Here is a 16,656-nt window from a genome sequence, read left to right as displayed (position 1 = left end):
TCTCGTAACGCCGCGCGCCTGGCATCATGCGCGCGGCGTGCGATCTGAGCCGCTCAGGCGGCGCGCGTCGGCACCTTCAACGCGGTTTGCTCGATCACGCGCGCGAGTGTGTCGAACGCGGGACCGATCTTCTCGTTCGCGACGCACGCATAGCCGAGCAGCAGTCCGCGCCGCGGCGGCGTGTCGGTGCTGTAGTAGCTCGCGAGCGGGCGCACGATCACGCCGGCATCGTAAGCGGCGGCTGTCACCGCGCGATCGTTCGCGTGATCCGGCAGGCCGAGCACCAGGTGCAGACCGGCCTCGTCGCCCATCACCGGCAGTTCGCTGCCGAAGCGCGCGGTGATCGCGTCGATCAGAATCTGCCGGCGTTCGCCGTACAGCGCCCGCATGCGCCGAACGTGCGACGTGAGATGGCCGTCCATGATGAAGTCGGTCATCACCGCCTGCTGCATCAACTGGCCCTCGCGGTACAACTCCGCGACGCCGGTGCGAAACGAATCCACCAGATGCTCCGGCGCGATCATGTAGCCGATCCGCAGTCCGGGAAACAGCATCTTCCCGAGGCTGCCCACGTAGATCACCTGGCCGGCCTCGTCGAGTCCTTGCAGCGATGCGAGCGGACGGCTGCCGTAGCGGAACTCGCTGTCGTAGTCGTCCTCGATGATCCACACGTTGTGCTGGCGCGCGTATTCGAGCAGCGTGCGGCGGCGCGCGAGGCTCATCACCATGCCGAGCGGGTATTGATGCGACGGCGTGACGAGCGCGAGACGCGGCGGCTGTTGCAGATCCTGTTCGCGCGGATTCAGACCTTCGTCGTCCACCGGCACCGGCACCAGCGTGACCCCCGACGATTGCAGCACACTGCGCGCGCCCCAATAGCACGGCTCCTCGACCCACGCGCGATCGCCGACGTCGGTCAATAAACGCACCGCCAGATCGATCGATTGATGGATGCCCGTGGTGATGATGATCTGGTCCGGCGTGCAATTCACCGAGCGCGCCACCCGCAGATAGTCCGACAGCGCTCGCCGCAAGGGCCGGTAGCCGCCGCCGGGCGCATAGGTGAGCAGATCGGGATTGGCTTCCTTCCACAAGCGCGCCTGCAGGCGGCTCCACGTGCGCGCCGGAAATTCCGCGACGTCGGGCACGCCCGGCATGAACGCGCCCCACTGTTTCGCGGACACGCCGGCCTGGTCGATCAGGCGGCGTCCGCGCTTCGACAGGTCGCTCTGATCGCGTTTGGGCGGCTTCGGGATTTCCCCAATCAACTGGGCTTGCGCGGCGACGCCCGCCACCGCCGGCTGCTTGCGCGCGTTCATCGCGGCCGTGTCCGGCCGCGTGTCGGCGACATAGGTGCCGCTGCCGGTGGTCGAGATCACATAGCCTTCAGCGGTTAGCTGGTCGTAGACGTGCAGCACCGTATTGCGCGCGATGCCGAGGTCCTCGGCGAGCGTGCGCGAACTGGGCAGCTTGGTGCCCGGCGGCAGCTGGCTGGTCAGGATGGCCTGCTGCATCAGCCGCAACGTCTGCCTGTAGACCGGTTCGGCGGCGCCGCGGTCGAGCCGTGCGGCGAGCCAGTCCGACAAGATCACAGTGTCCAAGTGGTTCTATCCGGAATAATGAAATGGTTCCATATTGTAGAACCGTAACGGTCTATAGTGAGCCACGCAATCGATGCAATCCCGCTGCCACGCGGCGGGAGTGTGCTGGAGCGCAGCAACCATCTTGCATGGGATCGGGGTAAGCACTGAAGCGTAAACACTCCGATCGACAGCTTTGCATGGGACCAGACTAAGAGCTTAAGCGCTAACTCTGGTCGACAGCTTTGCATGGGATCGGAGTAAGAGCTTTGCATGGGCCCGGAGTAAGTGCTAAAGCACTAACTCCGGCCGACAGCTGAAGCACTAACTCCGATCGACAGCTTTGCATGGGACCAGAGTAAGCGCTAAAGCGCTAACTCTGGTCGACAGCTTTGCATGGGATCGGAGTAAGAGCTTTGCATGGGCCCGGAGTAAGTGCTAAAGCACTAACTCCGGCCGACAGCTGAAGCACTAACTCCGATCGACAGAGGAGACGAGGGTATGAAAACCGATGACGTGATCGTCAGCTTTCGAGGTGTACGCAAAACGTACGACGGCGAAACGCTGGTCGTCAAACAACTCGATCTGGATATCTATCAGGGCGAATTCCTGACGCTGCTCGGGCCGTCCGGCTCGGGCAAAACCACCTGTCTGATGATGCTGGCGGGCTTTGAATTTCCCACCGGCGGCGAAATCTGGCTCGACGGCACGCTGCTCAATACGGTGCCGCCGCATAAGCGCAACATCGGCATGGTGTTCCAGAACTACGCGCTGTTTCCGCATCTGACGGTCGAGCAGAACGTGGCGTATCCGTTGACGGTGCGCAAGCTCTCGGCCGAAGAGCGTGCCCATCGCACGAATAACGCGCTGAAGATGGTACGCATGGAGAGCTTCGCGAAGCGCTATCCCGCACAGCTTTCCGGCGGCCAGCAGCAGCGCATCGCGCTCGCGCGGGCGCTGGTGTTCGAACCGAAGCTCGTGCTGATGGACGAGCCGCTCGGCGCACTCGATAAACAGTTGCGCGAACACATGCAGTACGAACTTAAATCATTGCACGAGAAGCTCGGCGTCACCTTCGTGTACGTCACGCACGATCAGGGCGAGGCGCTCACCATGTCCGACCGCGTCGCCGTGTTCGACAAAGGCATCGTGCAGCAGCTCGACACCGTCGACCGGTTGTACGAGTCGCCATGCAATGAGTTCGTCGCGAACTTCATCGGCGACAGCAACAAGCTGCGCGGCACGATCGCGAATGTCGAAGGCGAGTATTGCGAGTTTCATCTGAGCGACGGCACGCGCCTGACGGGACGCAATATCGGCGGCGCGCGGGCGGGCTCGCCGGCGATCGCCTGCATCCGGCCCGAGCGCATGAAGCTCGCCAACCTGACCAACGGCCTCGCGCGATCCGGCGCCAACGCGCTCAGCGGTGAAGCACGCGGGCTGATCTATTTCGGCGACCACGTGCGCATGCGCTGCGGCTTGCCGCAGCAGGACGAGTGCTTCGTCAAGGTGCCGCTCGGCACCGACGCACTCGACAGTTTCGCGCCCGGCGCGCCGGTCGCACTGGAGTTCGCGCCCGAGCATCTGCGGGTGTTCGCAGGGGCGTGAACGCGTTAAACCCGTAATGGGTTCGACGCGGGCAGCGCAGCTTGGCCGCAGATAAGCAGCACATAACAACGTTGCACTGTACTCAGCTTGATGCAAACCACCAAAGGAGAGCAACACACCATGAGCAAGATCGGGAAATCGCGCTGCGCCATCGCTGTCGGTGCTGTCGCGCTCGCGCTGGGCGCCGCGCAAGTCAAGGCAGCCGAACTGACGGTCGTCAACTTCGGCGGCGCGAATGGCGACGCGCAAAAGCTCGCCTTCAACCAGCCGTTCGAGTCGCAAACCGGCAATAAGGTGACGGCCGTCGAATACAACGGCGAGCAGGCCAAAGTGAAGGCGATGGTCGAAGCCAAGCATGTCAACTGGGACGTGGTGGAAGTCGAGTCGGGCGACATCGGCCGCGGCTGCGATGAAGGGCTGTATGAGAAGCTCGACTGGTCGAAGATCGGCAAGAAGTCCGATCTGATTCCTGAAGCGCCGCAGACTTGCGGCGTCGGCTTCTTCGTGTGGTCGACGGCGCTCGCATATAACGCCGACAAGCTGAAAACCGCGCCGAACGGCTGGGCCGATTTCTGGGACGTCAAGAAATTCCCGGGCAAGCGCGCGATGCGCAAGGGCGCGCGCTACAACCTCGAATTCGCGCTGATGGCCGACGGCGTGCCGCCGAAGGACGTCTACAAGGTGCTCGCCACCAAGGAAGGCCAGGACCGCGCGTTCAAGAAGCTCGACGAGCTGAAGCCGAACATCCAGTGGTGGGAAGCGGGCGCGCAGCCGCCGCAGTTTCTCGTCGCGGGCGACGTGGTGATGTCCACCGCGTATAACGGCCGGATCGACGCCGCGCAGAAGGAAGGCAAGAACCTCAAGGTGGTGTGGAACGGCAGCATCTACGACCTCGACTATTGGGCGATTCCGAAGGGCTCGCCGAACAAGGCGCTGGCGGAGAAGTACATCGCCTATTCGCTTTCGTCGAAGCCGCAGCAGGACTACGCGCACAACATCGCGTATGGGCCGGTGAACGTGATCGCGATCAAGTCGCTCGACGCGAAGACGCTCGCGAATCTGCCGAATTCGCCGGCTAATGGCAAGAACGCGGTGCTGCAGAATCTCGCGTTCTGGACCGATCATGGCGATGAGCTGGAGCAGCGGTTTTCGTCGTGGGCTTCGAAGTAAGCGGGTTGGTGTGAGAGGGCGCGGATACACGGTGAGTGAAGCCGCGCTGTATCGATGTAATGAAACGCGCGCGCATGGCCGAAGCTGGAGGCGCGCGGGATGGTGCATGGGGCTGGAGTAAGCGCTGAAGCGCTAACTCCAGCCGACAGGAGACAGGTGTGACCACGATGACGATTGCCGCCGATTCAACGCCTGATTCAACCGGCCGGCTCAAGCGCGAACTGAAGGCCGCGGAATCCAGAAAGCGAGCGATGGCGCTGCTGCTGATCGCGCCGCTCGCGATCTTTCTGCTGCTGATCTTCGTCGTGCCGATCGGCGCGCTGTTGACGCGCGCCGCGCAGAATCCCGAAGTCGCCAACGCCTTGCCGCATACGCTGAGCGCATTGAGCGGCTGGGATCGCAGGACGCCGCCGCCGGATGCCGCATATGTCGCGCTCGCGACCGACCTCACGAAGATCGCCGACAGCGACGGCATGGGCGCGCTAGCGCGGCGCCTCAACGTGGAAATTCCCGGTTATCGCTCGCTGGTCGCCAAGTCCGCGCGTGCCATGCCGTTCGTCGACGACAACAGCCAGCCCCAGCAACTGACGCCCGCCCAGCTGCGCGCGAAATTCGTCGAACTCGACGAACGCTGGAACGACATCGCGTATTGGCAGGCCATTGCGAAAAACGCCAGCACGTTTTCGCCGTTCTATCTGCTGGCTTCTCTGGATCACAAGCAGGACGCGTTCGGCCGCATCGTCCCGACCGATCCCGATCAGCAGATCTATCTCAAGGTGTTCAGCCGCACTTTCGTGATCGGCGCGGCGGTGACCTTTTTCACGCTGCTGCTCGGCTATCCGCTCGCATACTGGATTTCGACGCTGTCCGAGCGGCGCGCGAATCTGGTGATGATTCTCGTGCTGATCCCGTTCTGGACGTCGATCCTTGTGCGGGTTGCCGCGTGGATCGTCATTCTGCAAAGCGAAGGGCTGGTGAACAAAGCGCTGCTCGCAAGCGGCCTGCTGCATGATCCGCTCGCGCTGCTGTTCAACCGGACCGGCGTGTACATTTCGATGACGCACATTCTGCTGCCATTCATGATCCTGCCGCTGTATAGCGTGATGAAGTCGATTCCGCCCACTTATCAACGCGCTGCGGTGTCGCTCGGCAGCCATCCGTTCGCCGCGTTCTGGCGCGTGTACGTGCCGCAAACTTATCCTGGCGTCGGCGCGGGCGCGCTGCTGGTGTTCATTCTGGCGATCGGCTACTACATCACGCCGGCGTTGCTCGGCGGTCCGAACGATCAGATGGTCAGCTACTACGTCGCGTACTTCACCAACGTGACGATCAACTGGGGTATGGCGTGCGCGCTCGGCGGTTTGCTGCTGGCCGCGACGCTCGTGCTGTACGTGATTTACGGACGCTTCACGCGTTCGTCATTGAGCCTGGGCTGAACGGAGCCGACTGCGATGAAACTTGCCAAGCCCCTGTTCGCACCGCATACGTCGCTGGTCGAACGCGTGTGGTATTTCGCGCTGCGCGTGCTGGTCGTGCTGACGCTGCTGTACCTGATTCTGCCCGTGATGGCGATCGTGCCGCTGTCGTTTTCGTCGAGCACGTTCCTGGTGTATCCGATTCCGGGCTGGTCGCTGCGCTGGTATCAGAACCTGATCGCGTCCAGTGAGTGGCGCATGGCCGCGAAGAACAGCTTCATTGTCGCGCCGTCGGCGACGGTGGTCGCGACCGTGCTCGGCACGCTGGCGGCGATCGGGTTGACCAAGGCGAACTTCCGCGGCAAAGGCCTGTTGATGGCGATCCTGATCTCGCCGATGATCGTGCCGGTGGTGGTGGTCGCCGTCGGCATGTATCTGTTCTTTGCGCCGCTGGGACTCGCCAATACCTATATCGGCCTGATCCTCGCGCATGCGTCGCTCGGCGTGCCCTTCGTCGTGACGACGGTGGCGGCCACGCTACAGGGTTTCAACTACAACCTGGTGCGCGCGAGTCTGTCGCTGGGTGCGAATCCGGTGAAGACGTTCTTCCGCATCACCTTGCCGGTGATCGCGCCGGGCGTGATTTCGGGCGCGCTGTTCGCGTTCGCGACTTCATTCGACGAAGTGGTCGTGACGCTGTTCCTCGCGGGCGCGGATCAAACCACGTTGCCGCGGCAAATGTTCACGGGCATCCGCGAGAACATCAGCCCGACCATTGCCGCGTTGGCCACGATTCTGATCGTCTTCTCGACGTGCCTGTTGCTGGCGCTCGAATGGCTGCGGGGGCGCAATGCCGCGCGGGCGGTCAGGGCTTGAGCGGGGCCGTGAGAGGGGATTAAAAGCGGGGATTAAAAGCGGGGATGACAGCCGCTTCCCGGCCTGCGTCGTGATCGGCAAATTCTCTGACGCGATTCTAAGAATGTTCCCATTCCCGATGGGTCCGCGGGTCTGCATACTCTGAGCCTTATTTAAAACAATGCGCTCGGCGCAGACAGGCCATGAAATTCCCGCTAACGACGCTGGTGTGCGCGTTGGCCTTAACCGGCTGCGCGGACCATGCCGCGCGTGAACGGCTCGGCATCGAAGACCCGAGCGTGCTGAAAACCGGCCTCGGCGCCACTCAGAACGAAGCCGCGGGCGCGGCCAACCCGCAATGGATCAACACCTACGCGTCGATCAAGGGCACGCGCGCCATGTTGGCGTCGTTGCAGGCGCGGCTCGATCAGGTGTCGGGCGAAAAGACCGACTATTTCCACGCGAAGGCCCAATGCTGGATCGATGCCGCCCGCCAGGCGCGCGACGCGCATGACGACTGGGGCTTCGTCGAAGAAGCGATCGGCCAGGCGGCGATGATCACGATGAGCCTCGAGCGCGGCACGCCGATCTCCGCTGTCAATCCCACGCTACGTACCGTGTCCACGGTGCGCCCCGATCTGTGGAATATCGTCAATGCGATCAAGGCCGACTCCGCCGTGGTTCATTGTCCCCAGGCACAGCCGCCGCTCGCGTGCGCCGAAGTCGAACTGATGCAGGCCGGGCATGACGCGTGGACCCGCGGCTTTTCCAACGCGGAGAAGCGCTTGCCCGAGGTACGGGAGAACTTGCGCAAGTCGGCGGAAACAGCGTTGCAATGCAAGCAGGCTGGTCAAATGTCCGTGTCGGCACTGGCTGCAGCGTCGCCGCAAAAAATCACGCTGCGGGCCGACTCGCTGTTCCGTTTCGACGGCTCCGACACCGCCGCGATACTGCCCGGCGGCAAGCTCCGGCTCAATGCGGTGGCAATCGATCTGAAGAAGGTGCCGGCCACGCGCGAGCTGAAGATTACCGGCTACACCGACCGCCTCGGCGGCGACGCATACAACCGGCGCCTGTCGTTGCTGCGTGCGCGAACCATTGAGCAGTATCTGCGAACGCGTGGCGTGACCTTGCCGATTATTGTGCAGGGTCAAGGCAGCGCGAATCAGCGGGTCGACTGCCGGCAAACGAAGCGCGACGAATTGGTACGATGCCTCGCACCGAATCGCCGGGTCGAGATAGATCTTGCAGACGCGGCTTCCTAGGTCCGCTTTACTGATAATCAAAACGAGCAAGCGCGCTGCACGGCCTGATACATCTTCAGACCTGACGATGACGAGCATCGTGCGGCGTGGAATGGTTTCAAGGGGAAGGCACACATGTCAACTATTCTGGTTATCGATGACCACCCGGCATTCCGGATGGTCATCAAGATGCAGCTCAAGCAGTTGCTGGGCATCGAAGAAGTCATCGAGGCCGACAACGGACAGACCGCCGTTGAAATGGCCCGCCAACACACGCCGAAACTCGCCATCCTGGATCTGGATATTCCGCGCATCAGCGGGCTCGACGTGATTCCACGCCTGAAGCTCGTCCATCCGTCGATCCGGGTGCTGGTGCTGTCGGGGCACGACCCTGCCACGTTCGCGCCGCGCGCGATGCGCTCCGGCGTCCACGGTTTTGTCGGCAAGTCGCAGGAAATGAAGGAGATCATGCGCGGCGTGGAGGCCGTGCTGGCCGGCTACACCGTGTTCCCGGTGACGGCCACCGGCGGCGGCATCACGCCCCCCGTTGGTGTGGCCGGCCACGAAGAAGAGCGGGTGAGGCTGCTGTCGGATAAAGAACTGGTGATCCTGCAGATGCTCTCGAAAGGCATGTCGAACAAAGCGATCGGCGACGCGCTGTTTATCAGCGACAAGACCGTGAGCACCTACAAGAGCCGCATTCAGGAAAAGCTCGGACTGTCGTCGTTGGCGGCGCTGATCGAGTTTGCTTCGTTGCATAAGTTGATCGATTAAGTTTTGCGGGCTATGAACAATATGAGCCTGCCGGGTTCTTCTGTCGGTACGGGCCGTCGTGCGCGGCGCGTCGTCGACGATTTTTCTCATTCTCACGCTCATCGTGCGGGGCGGACTGCAATTCGTCTGGCAACGTTTTCGGGTTGTCTCTTTGCGTTTGCACTGCTGTGGGTGCTTTCGTTACGCGCCAATGCTGCACCGTCAGTTGGCAACGCGTCGCACGTCGTGCTCGCCGATGATTCGCGTCAGGCAGCAGCGTCGGGCGCGCACGACATAGCGCCCCTCGTTGAGCAACCGGCCCCTGACGTCCTGGCGCGCAGAGGCGCCGTTGCTGGCACAACAGCTTTCTCATCTGTTTCGAAAGTCAGTGGCTACGCCGCCTCTGAGCGGCCGGTACGGGACGCACAGGACGTGGCAGTGACGCGGCAGCCGTGGTTCTCGGCGCTGGCATTGGCGCTGGCGGTCGCGGCGCTCATCGCGCTGCTTGGCGCGTGCCTATCTCGAGCAGCGTTGCGGCGAGCGGCCGACAAACACAAACAAATCGCGGACGAGTGGGCTCGCCGCTGCGAAGCCGCTGAAGCGCGAGAGCAGGCCGCCTGCGTCGCAGCGACCAAACAGGCAAGCACCGCCGCCATACCCGGGCAGCCTTGGCTTCCCAGCACAACGCGCCGCTATGTGGAAGCGTCATTGGCCGCTGTCGCGGATCTACTCGACTCGCTCGACACGACCCCCGCATCGTTCGCACCACGCCAGCAATGGCCGGCGATCCGGTCCGCGGTGCGCACCTGGAGCCAAACGCTCAACGATCTGCTGGATACTTCGCCGCTGGAATCGCGCGCGTTGATCATCGACGAAAGCGCCACGAACCTGCGTGAGCTGATCGACGGCGTCATCGCGCTGTTGGCGCCGTCCGCGACCCAACAAGGCTTGCGTCTGAGTGCGAGCATCGATCGTCAGGTAGCCGAAACGATTCTCGCCGACCGCGCGCGACTCGGCCAACTCTGTTTCCATTTGCTGAACCGGACGCTCCTGCTCAACACGCATCGAGAGATCGTGCTCGTGGTGCGTACCGAGCCGGTGAATTCACGCTCGCAGTGCATCCTCATCAGCGTGATGGAAACGGGTGCGAGGAACGCATCGGCCGTGCAACAGCAGGGTTCCGGTTTCACCGCCGATAACCCGGATACGGGCAAGCGGCCCGACGCCACCGAAGTCGACGCCGATGCCTGCTTGCCGCTCTGCCGCTTGCTTGCGCAGCGTATGCAGGGCGAGCTTTCGATCACGAACGGCCCGAATGCGGGTGCTCGCGCGAGCTTCAATGCGCCGTTCAGCGTCGAACAGTGGGGGCCATCTTCGGGACGGTCTCGCGGCCATACACCGGCGCTGCTTTCCCCGCTAGCCACGAAGCCACGAGACTCATCTCCAAATGCGCCGTTGGAGCCTTTTGAGCATCGTTATCTGGACGCACTGTCCGAAGAAGGGGTCGACCTTCCCACATTCCTTGACGGCTGGCGCCGTGCGATGGGCGACGACCTGGCGCGCCTGAGCGTATTGGGGCGCCGCCAGATCGATCCCGATCATCTGCACGCTGTGCTGCACCGATTGAGCGGCGCGGTGGGTCTCGTCGGCGCGCTCGGTTTGATGGAGGCGTTGCGACGCGCGAGCGCTTCGCCCCTGGAACAGAGCACGGGCTCGATTGACGCGCTGATCGAGCGCGCCAGAAACCTCGTCAAGCAACTCGACACGCCGCCCCTCGCATACCGGAACACTCAACCATGAACCGACCGCTGGCCTTGATTCAAGGCGATCTGGCGTTGCCGAATGCGCGGTTGCTCCGTGGCTTGCCGCCGCCGTACGGCGTGTATCGATGGCCGGCGCGAGCCGCAACGCAGCGTCGACCGCAACCGATGGCATCGACCGCGGCGCAACAGGCAATTCAGGACGCCGTGCGACGCTGGACGCCACTGACGCGTCACAGTCTGTCTGGGCCGGGCCAAAAGTTTCGCTTCTTCTATAAGTTGCCGCAGCCACGCGACTATTCCGCGCGTCTCGATGCGGAGCTGGCCGAAGCCAGACATTACCTGGAGATGGACAAGACGCGCGAGCGTTCGTCCCGTTCGGATTATGTGCTGGGGGCGACGATCTTCGTCGCTTGCGGCATCGTGCTCGTCTGGTTGCTGACAACCTGCTCAGCGCACGACGCCGATAAGGCGCAAACGGCGGCGATAACACGGCCGGCCGTGGTCCAGCAGGGCGCTCCGGTGGTGGTTGATCCGCACGCATCGGCCAGACCGGCGCAGCCGGTCGTCGAGGTCACGCCGACCGTTGCACAGACAGTGCCTGCACCAGCCGATCCTGCGCCAAAGGCCGCGCTTCGAAGTGAGCCCACGCCGTCGCTGCAAGCAGCGCTTCCGGCCAAGCCCGCACTATCCGCGCAGCACTTCGAGCCATACCCGGCTGCGCGAGCGTCGACCTATGACACGGCAACTGGCCAGGTCATCAAAAAGGTCAAGGCCGAGCGCAAAATGGCAGCCACGCGCCTGAGCGAAGCGCAAGTCGACGAGCGCCTGGCCCTAAACCGTTCCATTCGCCCGGCCACGCGGGCCGCCGCATCGACGCAACCCGAATGGACCGCACGCTCGTCCGCTGCCGACGCCACCACCGCCGGCGACGCAACCGGGCAGGCCGTATGGCTCGATTGGGCCGCGCAGCAGCAACGGCGCCCGAACGTCACGGCGCGGGCAGGCACACCGGCACTTGCACCGACCAACGCCGACTGGAACGCCCACCTGACCCAGCGCCGGATCACCGACAACCCGACCGCCTTCCAGGCGCCCAACGGTCAAAACTGACCGGCAATAAAAAAAGCCCGACCAGAGGTCGGGCTTCAAAGTCGGCTGCGCCCTCCACAGGACGCAGCCCCTGCAAAACAGCCAAGCCGTTTGCGTTATCGCTGAACTGAACTGAACTGAACTGAACCGAACTGAGCTTAAGCAGCCAGCAGCGAACGCAGCACGAACGGCAGAATCCCGCCGTGCTTGTAGTAGTCGACTTCGATCGGCGTGTCGATACGCAGCAGCACCTGCACGCGCTTCTCCTTGCCGTCCTTGCCGCGAATCACCAGCGTCACTTCCTGTTGCGGCTTGAAGTCCGCGCCGAGGCCTTCGATGTCGTAGGTTTCTTCGCCGGTGATGCCGAGCGATTGCACACTATCCGAGCCCTTGAACTGCAGCGGCAGAACGCCCATGCCGACCAGGTTCGAACGGTGAATCCGCTCGAAGCTGCGTGCGACCACGACCTTCACGCCCAGCAGTTGCGTACCCTTCGCAGCCCAGTCGCGCGACGAGCCCGTGCCGTACTCTTCGCCCGCGAACACGACGGTCGGCGTGCCGGCGTCGATGTACTTCATCGCTGCGTCGTAGATCGATTCCTGTTCGCCGCTCGGCTGATGAATCGTCAGGCCGCCTTCGACGCGCGAGCCGTCTGCCTTCGCCGGGATCATCAGGTTCTTGATCCGGACGTTCGCGAACGTGCCGCGCATCATCACGTCGTGGTTGCCGCGACGCGAGCCGTAGCTGTTGAAGTCGGCCTTCTGCACGCCGTTCGCCTTCAGCCACTTGCCTGCCGGCGAGTCTTCCTTGATCGAGCCCGCCGGGCTGATGTGGTCGGTCGTGACCGAGTCACCGAAGATGCCCAGCGCGCGCGCGTTCTTCACAGCGGCGATGCTGTCAGCCGGCTGCATCGAGAAGTCCTTGCCGAAGAACGGCGGCTCAGCAATGTAGGTCGACTTCGGCCAGTCGTAGACCTGGCCTTCTTCGCCTTCGATCTTGCTCCACAGGTCGCCCTTCTTGGTGAGCTGCGAGTAGTTCTTGCGGAACGCTTCCGCGTCCAGTGCGAACTTGAGCAGGTCGTTGACTTCTTCGCTGGTCGGCCAGATGTCGCCCAGGTAGACGTCCTTGCCGCCCGTGCCCTTGCCGACCGGTTCGGTCATCAGGTCGCGCGTGATGTTGCCGGCGATCGCGTAAGCGACGACCAGCGGCGGCGAGGCCAGGAAGTTCGCGCGGATGTTCGGGTGAATCCGCGCTTCGAAGTTACGGTTGCCCGACAGCACCGCTGCCGCGACGATGTCGTTCTTCGTGATCGCTTCGTTCAGTTCCGGCGTCAGATCGCCCGCGTTACCGATACAGGTCGTGCAACCGTAAGCGGCCAGCGTGAAGCCGAGCTTGTCGAGGTACTTCAGCAGGTCGGTCTTGGTCAGGTATTCGGTGACGATACGCGACCCGGGAGCCAGCGACGTCTTGATGTGCGGCGCAACCGTCAGGCCGGCTTCGACAGCCTTCTTCGCCAGCAGGCCGGCGGCCAGCAGCACGCTCGGGTTCGACGTGTTCGTGCACGACGTGATCGCGGCGATCAGCACGTCGCCGTTCTTCACATCGACGCCGTTCGACGTGGTGTATTGCGCGTCCAGATCGGCTGCCTTCTTCGCAAAGCCGTTTTCCGCGACCGGCTTCGAGAACAGGTCGTTGAAGGTCGACTTCACATTGCCGATTTCGATACGGTCTTGCGGGCGCTTCGGGCCTGCCAGCGACGGAGCGACCGTGCCCAGATCCAGCGTGACGACCTTGGTGTAGTCGATGTCGCCTTCCTTCGGAATGCCGAACAGCTCCTGCGCCTTGAAGTAGTTCTGGAACGCCGAGATCTCAGCGTCGGTGCGGCCCGTGCCCTTGAAGTAGTCGATGGTCTTTTCGTCGACCGGGAAGAAGCCCATGGTTGCGCCGTATTCCGGCGCCATGTTGCCGATCGTCGCGCGGTCCGGCAGCGACAGCGAGCGCGTGCCTTCGCCGAAGAACTCGACGAACTTGCCGACAACCTTTTCCTTGCGCAGCAGTTCGGTGATGGTCAGCACCAGGTCGGTGGCCGTCACGCCTTCGCGCAGCTTGCCCTTCAGGTTCACACCGACCACATCCGGCGTCAGGAAGTACACCGGCTGGCCGAGCATGCCGGCTTCAGCTTCGATACCGCCCACGCCCCAGCCCACCACGCCGATGCCGTTGATCATCGTGGTGTGGCTGTCGGTGCCGACCAGCGAATCCGGGTAGTACACCGTGTCCGCGCCGTCAGCCTTCTTGTGCACGCCGCGTGCGAGGTATTCCAGGTTCACCTGGTGAACGATGCCGACGCCCGGCGGCACGACCTTGAACGTGTCGAATGCCTGCATGCCCCACTTCATGAACTGGTAGCGCTCGTTGTTGCGCTGGAACTCCAGTTTCATGTTCAGGTCGAGCGCGTTCTTTTCGCGGAAGTGATCGATCTGCACCGAGTGGTCGACCACCAGATCGACCGGGACCAGCGGCTCGATCGACTTCGGATTCTTGCCGACGCGTTGCGCGACACCGCGCATGGCAGCGATGTCGGCGAGCAGCGGCACGCCGGTAAAGTCTTGCAGCACGACGCGCGACACAACGAACGGGATTTCGTCGACGCGCGACGCGGTCGGCTTCCATTTGGCGAGTTGCTCGATGTGTTCTTCGGCGATTTTCTTGCCGTCGTAGTTACGCAGCACCGATTCCAGCACGATACGGATCGAAACCGGCAGGCGGTCGATCTTGATGTTCAGTGCCTTGCCGAGTTGCGGCAGGGAGTAGAACTTGGCTTTGCCGGAACCGCTGTCGAATTCCTTGAGCGTTTTGTGGAGGTTGTGGGCCATGGTGTTTTCCTTGGTTTGATCGCGGAACTACAGTACTTCACTAGATGACGTACAGATCGACGTATTCATTGACCGGCATCGCTTCGAGTCTTGCCTGATCGAGCGACACGTCGAGAATCGCCAGTTGTTGCCTGAGCGGAAAACGCCGCGCGAGGTTGGTCTTGAACTTCTCGACCAGCAACGGAATCCCGTCTTCGCGACGGCGCTTATGACCGATCGGGTATTCGACTACGACTTCATCGAACTTCGATCCATCGTTGAATTCGACCGTCAGTGCATTGGCGATCGAACGCTTCTCCGGATCGTGGTAATCCTTCGTGAACTGCGCGTCTTCGACACATTCCATCTTCGCGCGCAGCACATCGATACGCGCGTCCTGCGCGATCGAATCTTCGTAATCCGCGGCCGTCAGGCGGCCGTGGATCAGCGGCACCGCGATCATGTACTGGATGCAGTGATCGCGGTCGGCCGGATTGTTCAACGGGCCTTTCTTGTCGATGATGCGGATCGCCGCTTCGTGGGTGCGGATCGTGATCCTGCTGATGTCTTCCACGCGCTTGCCTGCCGCGTTCAATTGCGCGTGCAGAGCGATGGCGGCTTCCACGGCGGTTTGCGCGTGGAACTCGGCCGGAAACGAGATTTTGAACAGCACGTTCTCCATCACGTACGAGCCGTACGGACGCTGGAACCTGAACGCATTGCCCTTGAAGAGGACGTCGTAAAAGCCCCACGTCTTCGCGCTCAGCACCGACGGATAGCCCATCTCGCCGGTCTTCGAGATCAGCGCGAGGCGCACCGCGCGCGAGGTCGCATCGCCCGCGGCCCACGATTTGCGCGAACCGGTGTTCGGCGCATGGCGATAGGTGCGCAGCGCGTGCCCGTCGACGAGCGCCTGCGACACCGCATTGATCAGCTCGTCGCGTGTGAGGCCAAGCAACTGGCCGACCACGGCCGTCGATGCCAGTTTCACCAGCAACACGTGATCGAGCCCGACCTTGTTGAAGGAGTTTTCGAGCGCGATACAGCCTTGAATTTCGTGCGCCTTGATCATGGCGATCAACACGTCTTTCATCGTCAGCGGCGCTTTGCCGGCTGCGATGGCAGTGCGCGAGAGCCAGTCGGCCGTCGCCAGAATTCCGCCGAGGTTATCCGACGGATGACCCCATTCGGCGGCCAGCCAGGTGTCGTTGAAGTCGAGCCAGCGGATCATCGCGCCGATGTTGAAGGCGGCCTGAACCGGGTCGAGCTGGAACGACGTGCCCGGCACCTTCGCGCCGTTGGGGACGATCGTGCCCGGCACGATCGGTCCCAACAGTTTGGTGCAGGCCGGGTAGGTGAGCGCCTCGAGTCCGCAGCCGAGCGTATCGATCAGGCACTGACGCGCGGTTTCCAGCGTGAGCGTGCCTTCGATCGGAAAATCCCGAACGTAATCGACGATATCGACGAGGACGGGGTCCGGGTCGGGTCGCACGTTGGAAATTGGAGCGGACATCGGGGAGCTTTCCTGATGACGGTGATTAGTTGCTCTTGTTGATCGCGTTCGATTGCGTCGGAGCCGGTGAACCTTCCAGCATCGCTGCCGTCTTGCACTCGTCGGCCAGACGCGAGCTGTCCTTGTCCTGGAACAGCATGGCCTTGGTCGGGATCACGACCAGATCCATGCCCGATGCGGCGTCGTGGAAACGGTCTGCGCCGGTGGTGGTCGTTTCGCGCGGCAGTTTGTAGTTTTTGTTCGCCCAGTGAACCGTGACGATCTGGTCACGCTTCATGTCGCCCTTCATCTCGAACGCGAGACCGTCCTTGCACGACCACTTTTCCGAGCCTTCCGGCACCGGATCAACCTTCGCTTCCTTGGCCGGGTTTTCTTTGCGCTTGATCAGGCGCCTCGGCTGCGGGCGCTTTGCCACCGCCTTGCCAGCCGGCTTCGTGGTGGTCTCCGTTTGCGCGGCGGCTTCGGTCGAGACGGTCAGCATCGTCGTGGACAGGGCGCCAATCACGGCGACGATCATCAGCTTGTTCATGGAGAAAACCTTTCTATCTAGTTTCAGTTAAACATTGCGCGGGCTACCGGTCCTGGCGGCCGCGCGGGTTGAACTGCACGCGCCTGGAAAGCGCACAGTGACCGCTATTTTCTCCTATTTAGCGGCAGGTACTTTAAATTCTCCGGTCCGGTGTAGTTCGCGCTCGGGCGGATGATCTTGTTGTCGATCCGTTGCTCGATGATGTGCGCGCTCCAGCCGGCCGTGCGGGAGATCACGAACAGCGGCGTGAACATCGCCGTCGGCACGCCCATCATGTGATAC

13 protein-coding genes are annotated in these 16,656 nt (G+C 62.7%); 8 read left to right on the top strand and 5 right to left on the bottom strand.

Going from position 1 to position 16,656, the window contains the following annotated elements; genetic code table 11:
* Positions 1-53: 53 nt before the first annotated feature.
* Positions 54-1,601 (bottom strand): MocR-like pyridoxine biosynthesis transcription factor PdxR, encoded by a 1,548-nt coding sequence (gene pdxR, locus HV744_RS23045; RefSeq protein WP_175151709.1) that lies wholly within the window; start codon positions 1,599-1,601, stop codon positions 54-56.
* 480 nt (positions 1,602-2,081) lie between these two features.
* Between pdxR and HV744_RS23040 the strand changes: the two genes are divergently transcribed.
* The 8 genes from HV744_RS23040 (at position 2,082) to HV744_RS23005 (ending at position 11,498) form a co-directional block, all read left to right on the top strand.
* The gene (locus tag HV744_RS23040) at positions 2,082-3,188 is read left to right on the top strand and encodes an ABC transporter ATP-binding protein (RefSeq protein WP_175151708.1); all 1,107 of its coding nucleotides are present in this window, start codon (positions 2,082-2,084) and stop codon (positions 3,186-3,188) included.
* Positions 3,189-3,308: 120 nt separating this feature from the next.
* The gene (locus HV744_RS23035) at positions 3,309-4,358 is read left to right on the top strand and encodes an ABC transporter substrate-binding protein (protein WP_175151707.1); all 1,050 of its coding nucleotides are present in this window, start codon (positions 3,309-3,311) and stop codon (positions 4,356-4,358) included.
* Positions 4,359-4,525: 167 nt separating this feature from the next.
* Positions 4,526-5,794 (top strand): ABC transporter permease, encoded by a 1,269-nt coding sequence (locus HV744_RS23030; protein ID WP_175151789.1) that lies wholly within the window; start codon positions 4,526-4,528, stop codon positions 5,792-5,794.
* A gap of 15 nt (positions 5,795-5,809) precedes the next feature.
* Positions 5,810-6,649: an ABC transporter permease gene (locus HV744_RS23025; protein WP_175151706.1), complete on the top strand. Its 840-nt coding sequence runs from the start codon at positions 5,810-5,812 to the stop codon at positions 6,647-6,649.
* A gap of 182 nt (positions 6,650-6,831) precedes the next feature.
* Complete coding sequence (locus tag HV744_RS23020) at positions 6,832-7,893, top strand: OmpA family protein (RefSeq protein ID WP_175151705.1); 1,062 nt, start codon at positions 6,832-6,834, stop codon at positions 7,891-7,893.
* 114 nt (positions 7,894-8,007) lie between these two features.
* Entirely contained in the window at positions 8,008-8,646 is a 639-nt protein-coding gene (locus HV744_RS23015; protein ID WP_175151704.1) for a response regulator transcription factor, read from the top strand.
* 417 nt (positions 8,647-9,063) lie between these two features.
* A complete protein-coding gene (locus HV744_RS23010; protein ID WP_246279153.1) occupies positions 9,064-10,425 on the top strand; it encodes a sensor histidine kinase in 1,362 nt (453 codons plus the stop codon).
* On the top strand, positions 10,422-11,498 hold the full coding sequence (locus HV744_RS23005; protein WP_175151703.1) for a hypothetical protein: 1,077 nt from the start codon (positions 10,422-10,424) through the stop codon (positions 11,496-11,498). Before HV744_RS23010 ends, HV744_RS23005 begins: the two co-directional genes overlap by 4 nt.
* A gap of 137 nt (positions 11,499-11,635) precedes the next feature.
* Here the strand turns inward: HV744_RS23005 and acnA are convergent, their stop codons facing one another.
* The 4 genes from acnA to HV744_RS22985 form a co-directional block, all read right to left on the bottom strand.
* Positions 11,636-14,353, bottom strand: a complete 2,718-nt coding sequence (acnA, locus tag HV744_RS23000) for an aconitate hydratase AcnA (protein ID WP_175151702.1) — start codon at positions 14,351-14,353, stop codon at positions 11,636-11,638.
* A gap of 40 nt (positions 14,354-14,393) precedes the next feature.
* Complete coding sequence (locus tag HV744_RS22995) at positions 14,394-15,845, bottom strand: bifunctional 2-methylcitrate dehydratase/aconitate hydratase (protein WP_175151701.1); 1,452 nt, start codon at positions 15,843-15,845, stop codon at positions 14,394-14,396.
* Between the two features lie 25 nt (positions 15,846-15,870).
* A complete protein-coding gene (locus HV744_RS22990; protein WP_175151700.1) occupies positions 15,871-16,374 on the bottom strand; it encodes a hypothetical protein in 504 nt (167 codons plus the stop codon).
* Positions 16,375-16,478: 104 nt separating this feature from the next.
* Positions 16,479-16,656, bottom strand: a 178-nt coding sequence (locus HV744_RS22985; RefSeq protein ID WP_281363666.1) for a citrate/2-methylcitrate synthase, incomplete at its 5' end; no start/stop codon positions are given.

The sequence above is a fragment of the Paraburkholderia ultramafica genome, assembly GCF_902859915.1.
GTDB classification, from domain to species: Bacteria; Pseudomonadota; Gammaproteobacteria; order Burkholderiales; family Burkholderiaceae; genus Paraburkholderia; species Paraburkholderia ultramafica.
The sequence above is the reverse complement of the archived record's forward strand: the minus strand, read 5'-3'. Positions and strand labels throughout refer to the sequence as shown.

What these genes read in the sequence shown, in the direction of transcription:
- HV744_RS23040 (WP_175151708.1), top strand. Translation starts at nt 2,082, where the DNA reads ATGAAAACCGATGACGTGATCGTCAGCTTTCGAGGTGTACGCAAAACG.
- HV744_RS23035 (WP_175151707.1), top strand. Translation starts at nt 3,309, where the DNA reads ATGAGCAAGATCGGGAAATCGCGCTGCGCCATCGCTGTCGGTGCTGTC.
- HV744_RS23030 (WP_175151789.1), top strand. Translation starts at nt 4,526, where the DNA reads ATGACGATTGCCGCCGATTCAACGCCTGATTCAACCGGCCGGCTCAAG.
- HV744_RS23025 (WP_175151706.1), top strand. Translation starts at nt 5,810, where the DNA reads ATGAAACTTGCCAAGCCCCTGTTCGCACCGCATACGTCGCTGGTCGAA.
- HV744_RS23020 (WP_175151705.1), top strand. Translation starts at nt 6,832, where the DNA reads ATGAAATTCCCGCTAACGACGCTGGTGTGCGCGTTGGCCTTAACCGGC.
- HV744_RS23015 (WP_175151704.1), top strand. Translation starts at nt 8,008, where the DNA reads ATGTCAACTATTCTGGTTATCGATGACCACCCGGCATTCCGGATGGTC.
- HV744_RS23005 (WP_175151703.1), top strand. Translation starts at nt 10,422, where the DNA reads ATGAACCGACCGCTGGCCTTGATTCAAGGCGATCTGGCGTTGCCGAAT.
- acnA (WP_175151702.1), bottom strand. Translation starts at nt 14,353, where the DNA reads ATGGCCCACAACCTCCACAAAACGCTCAAGGAATTCGACAGCGGTTCC.
- HV744_RS22995 (WP_175151701.1), bottom strand. Translation starts at nt 15,845, where the DNA reads ATGTCCGCTCCAATTTCCAACGTGCGACCCGACCCGGACCCCGTCCTC.
- HV744_RS22990 (WP_175151700.1), bottom strand. Translation starts at nt 16,374, where the DNA reads ATGAACAAGCTGATGATCGTCGCCGTGATTGGCGCCCTGTCCACGACG.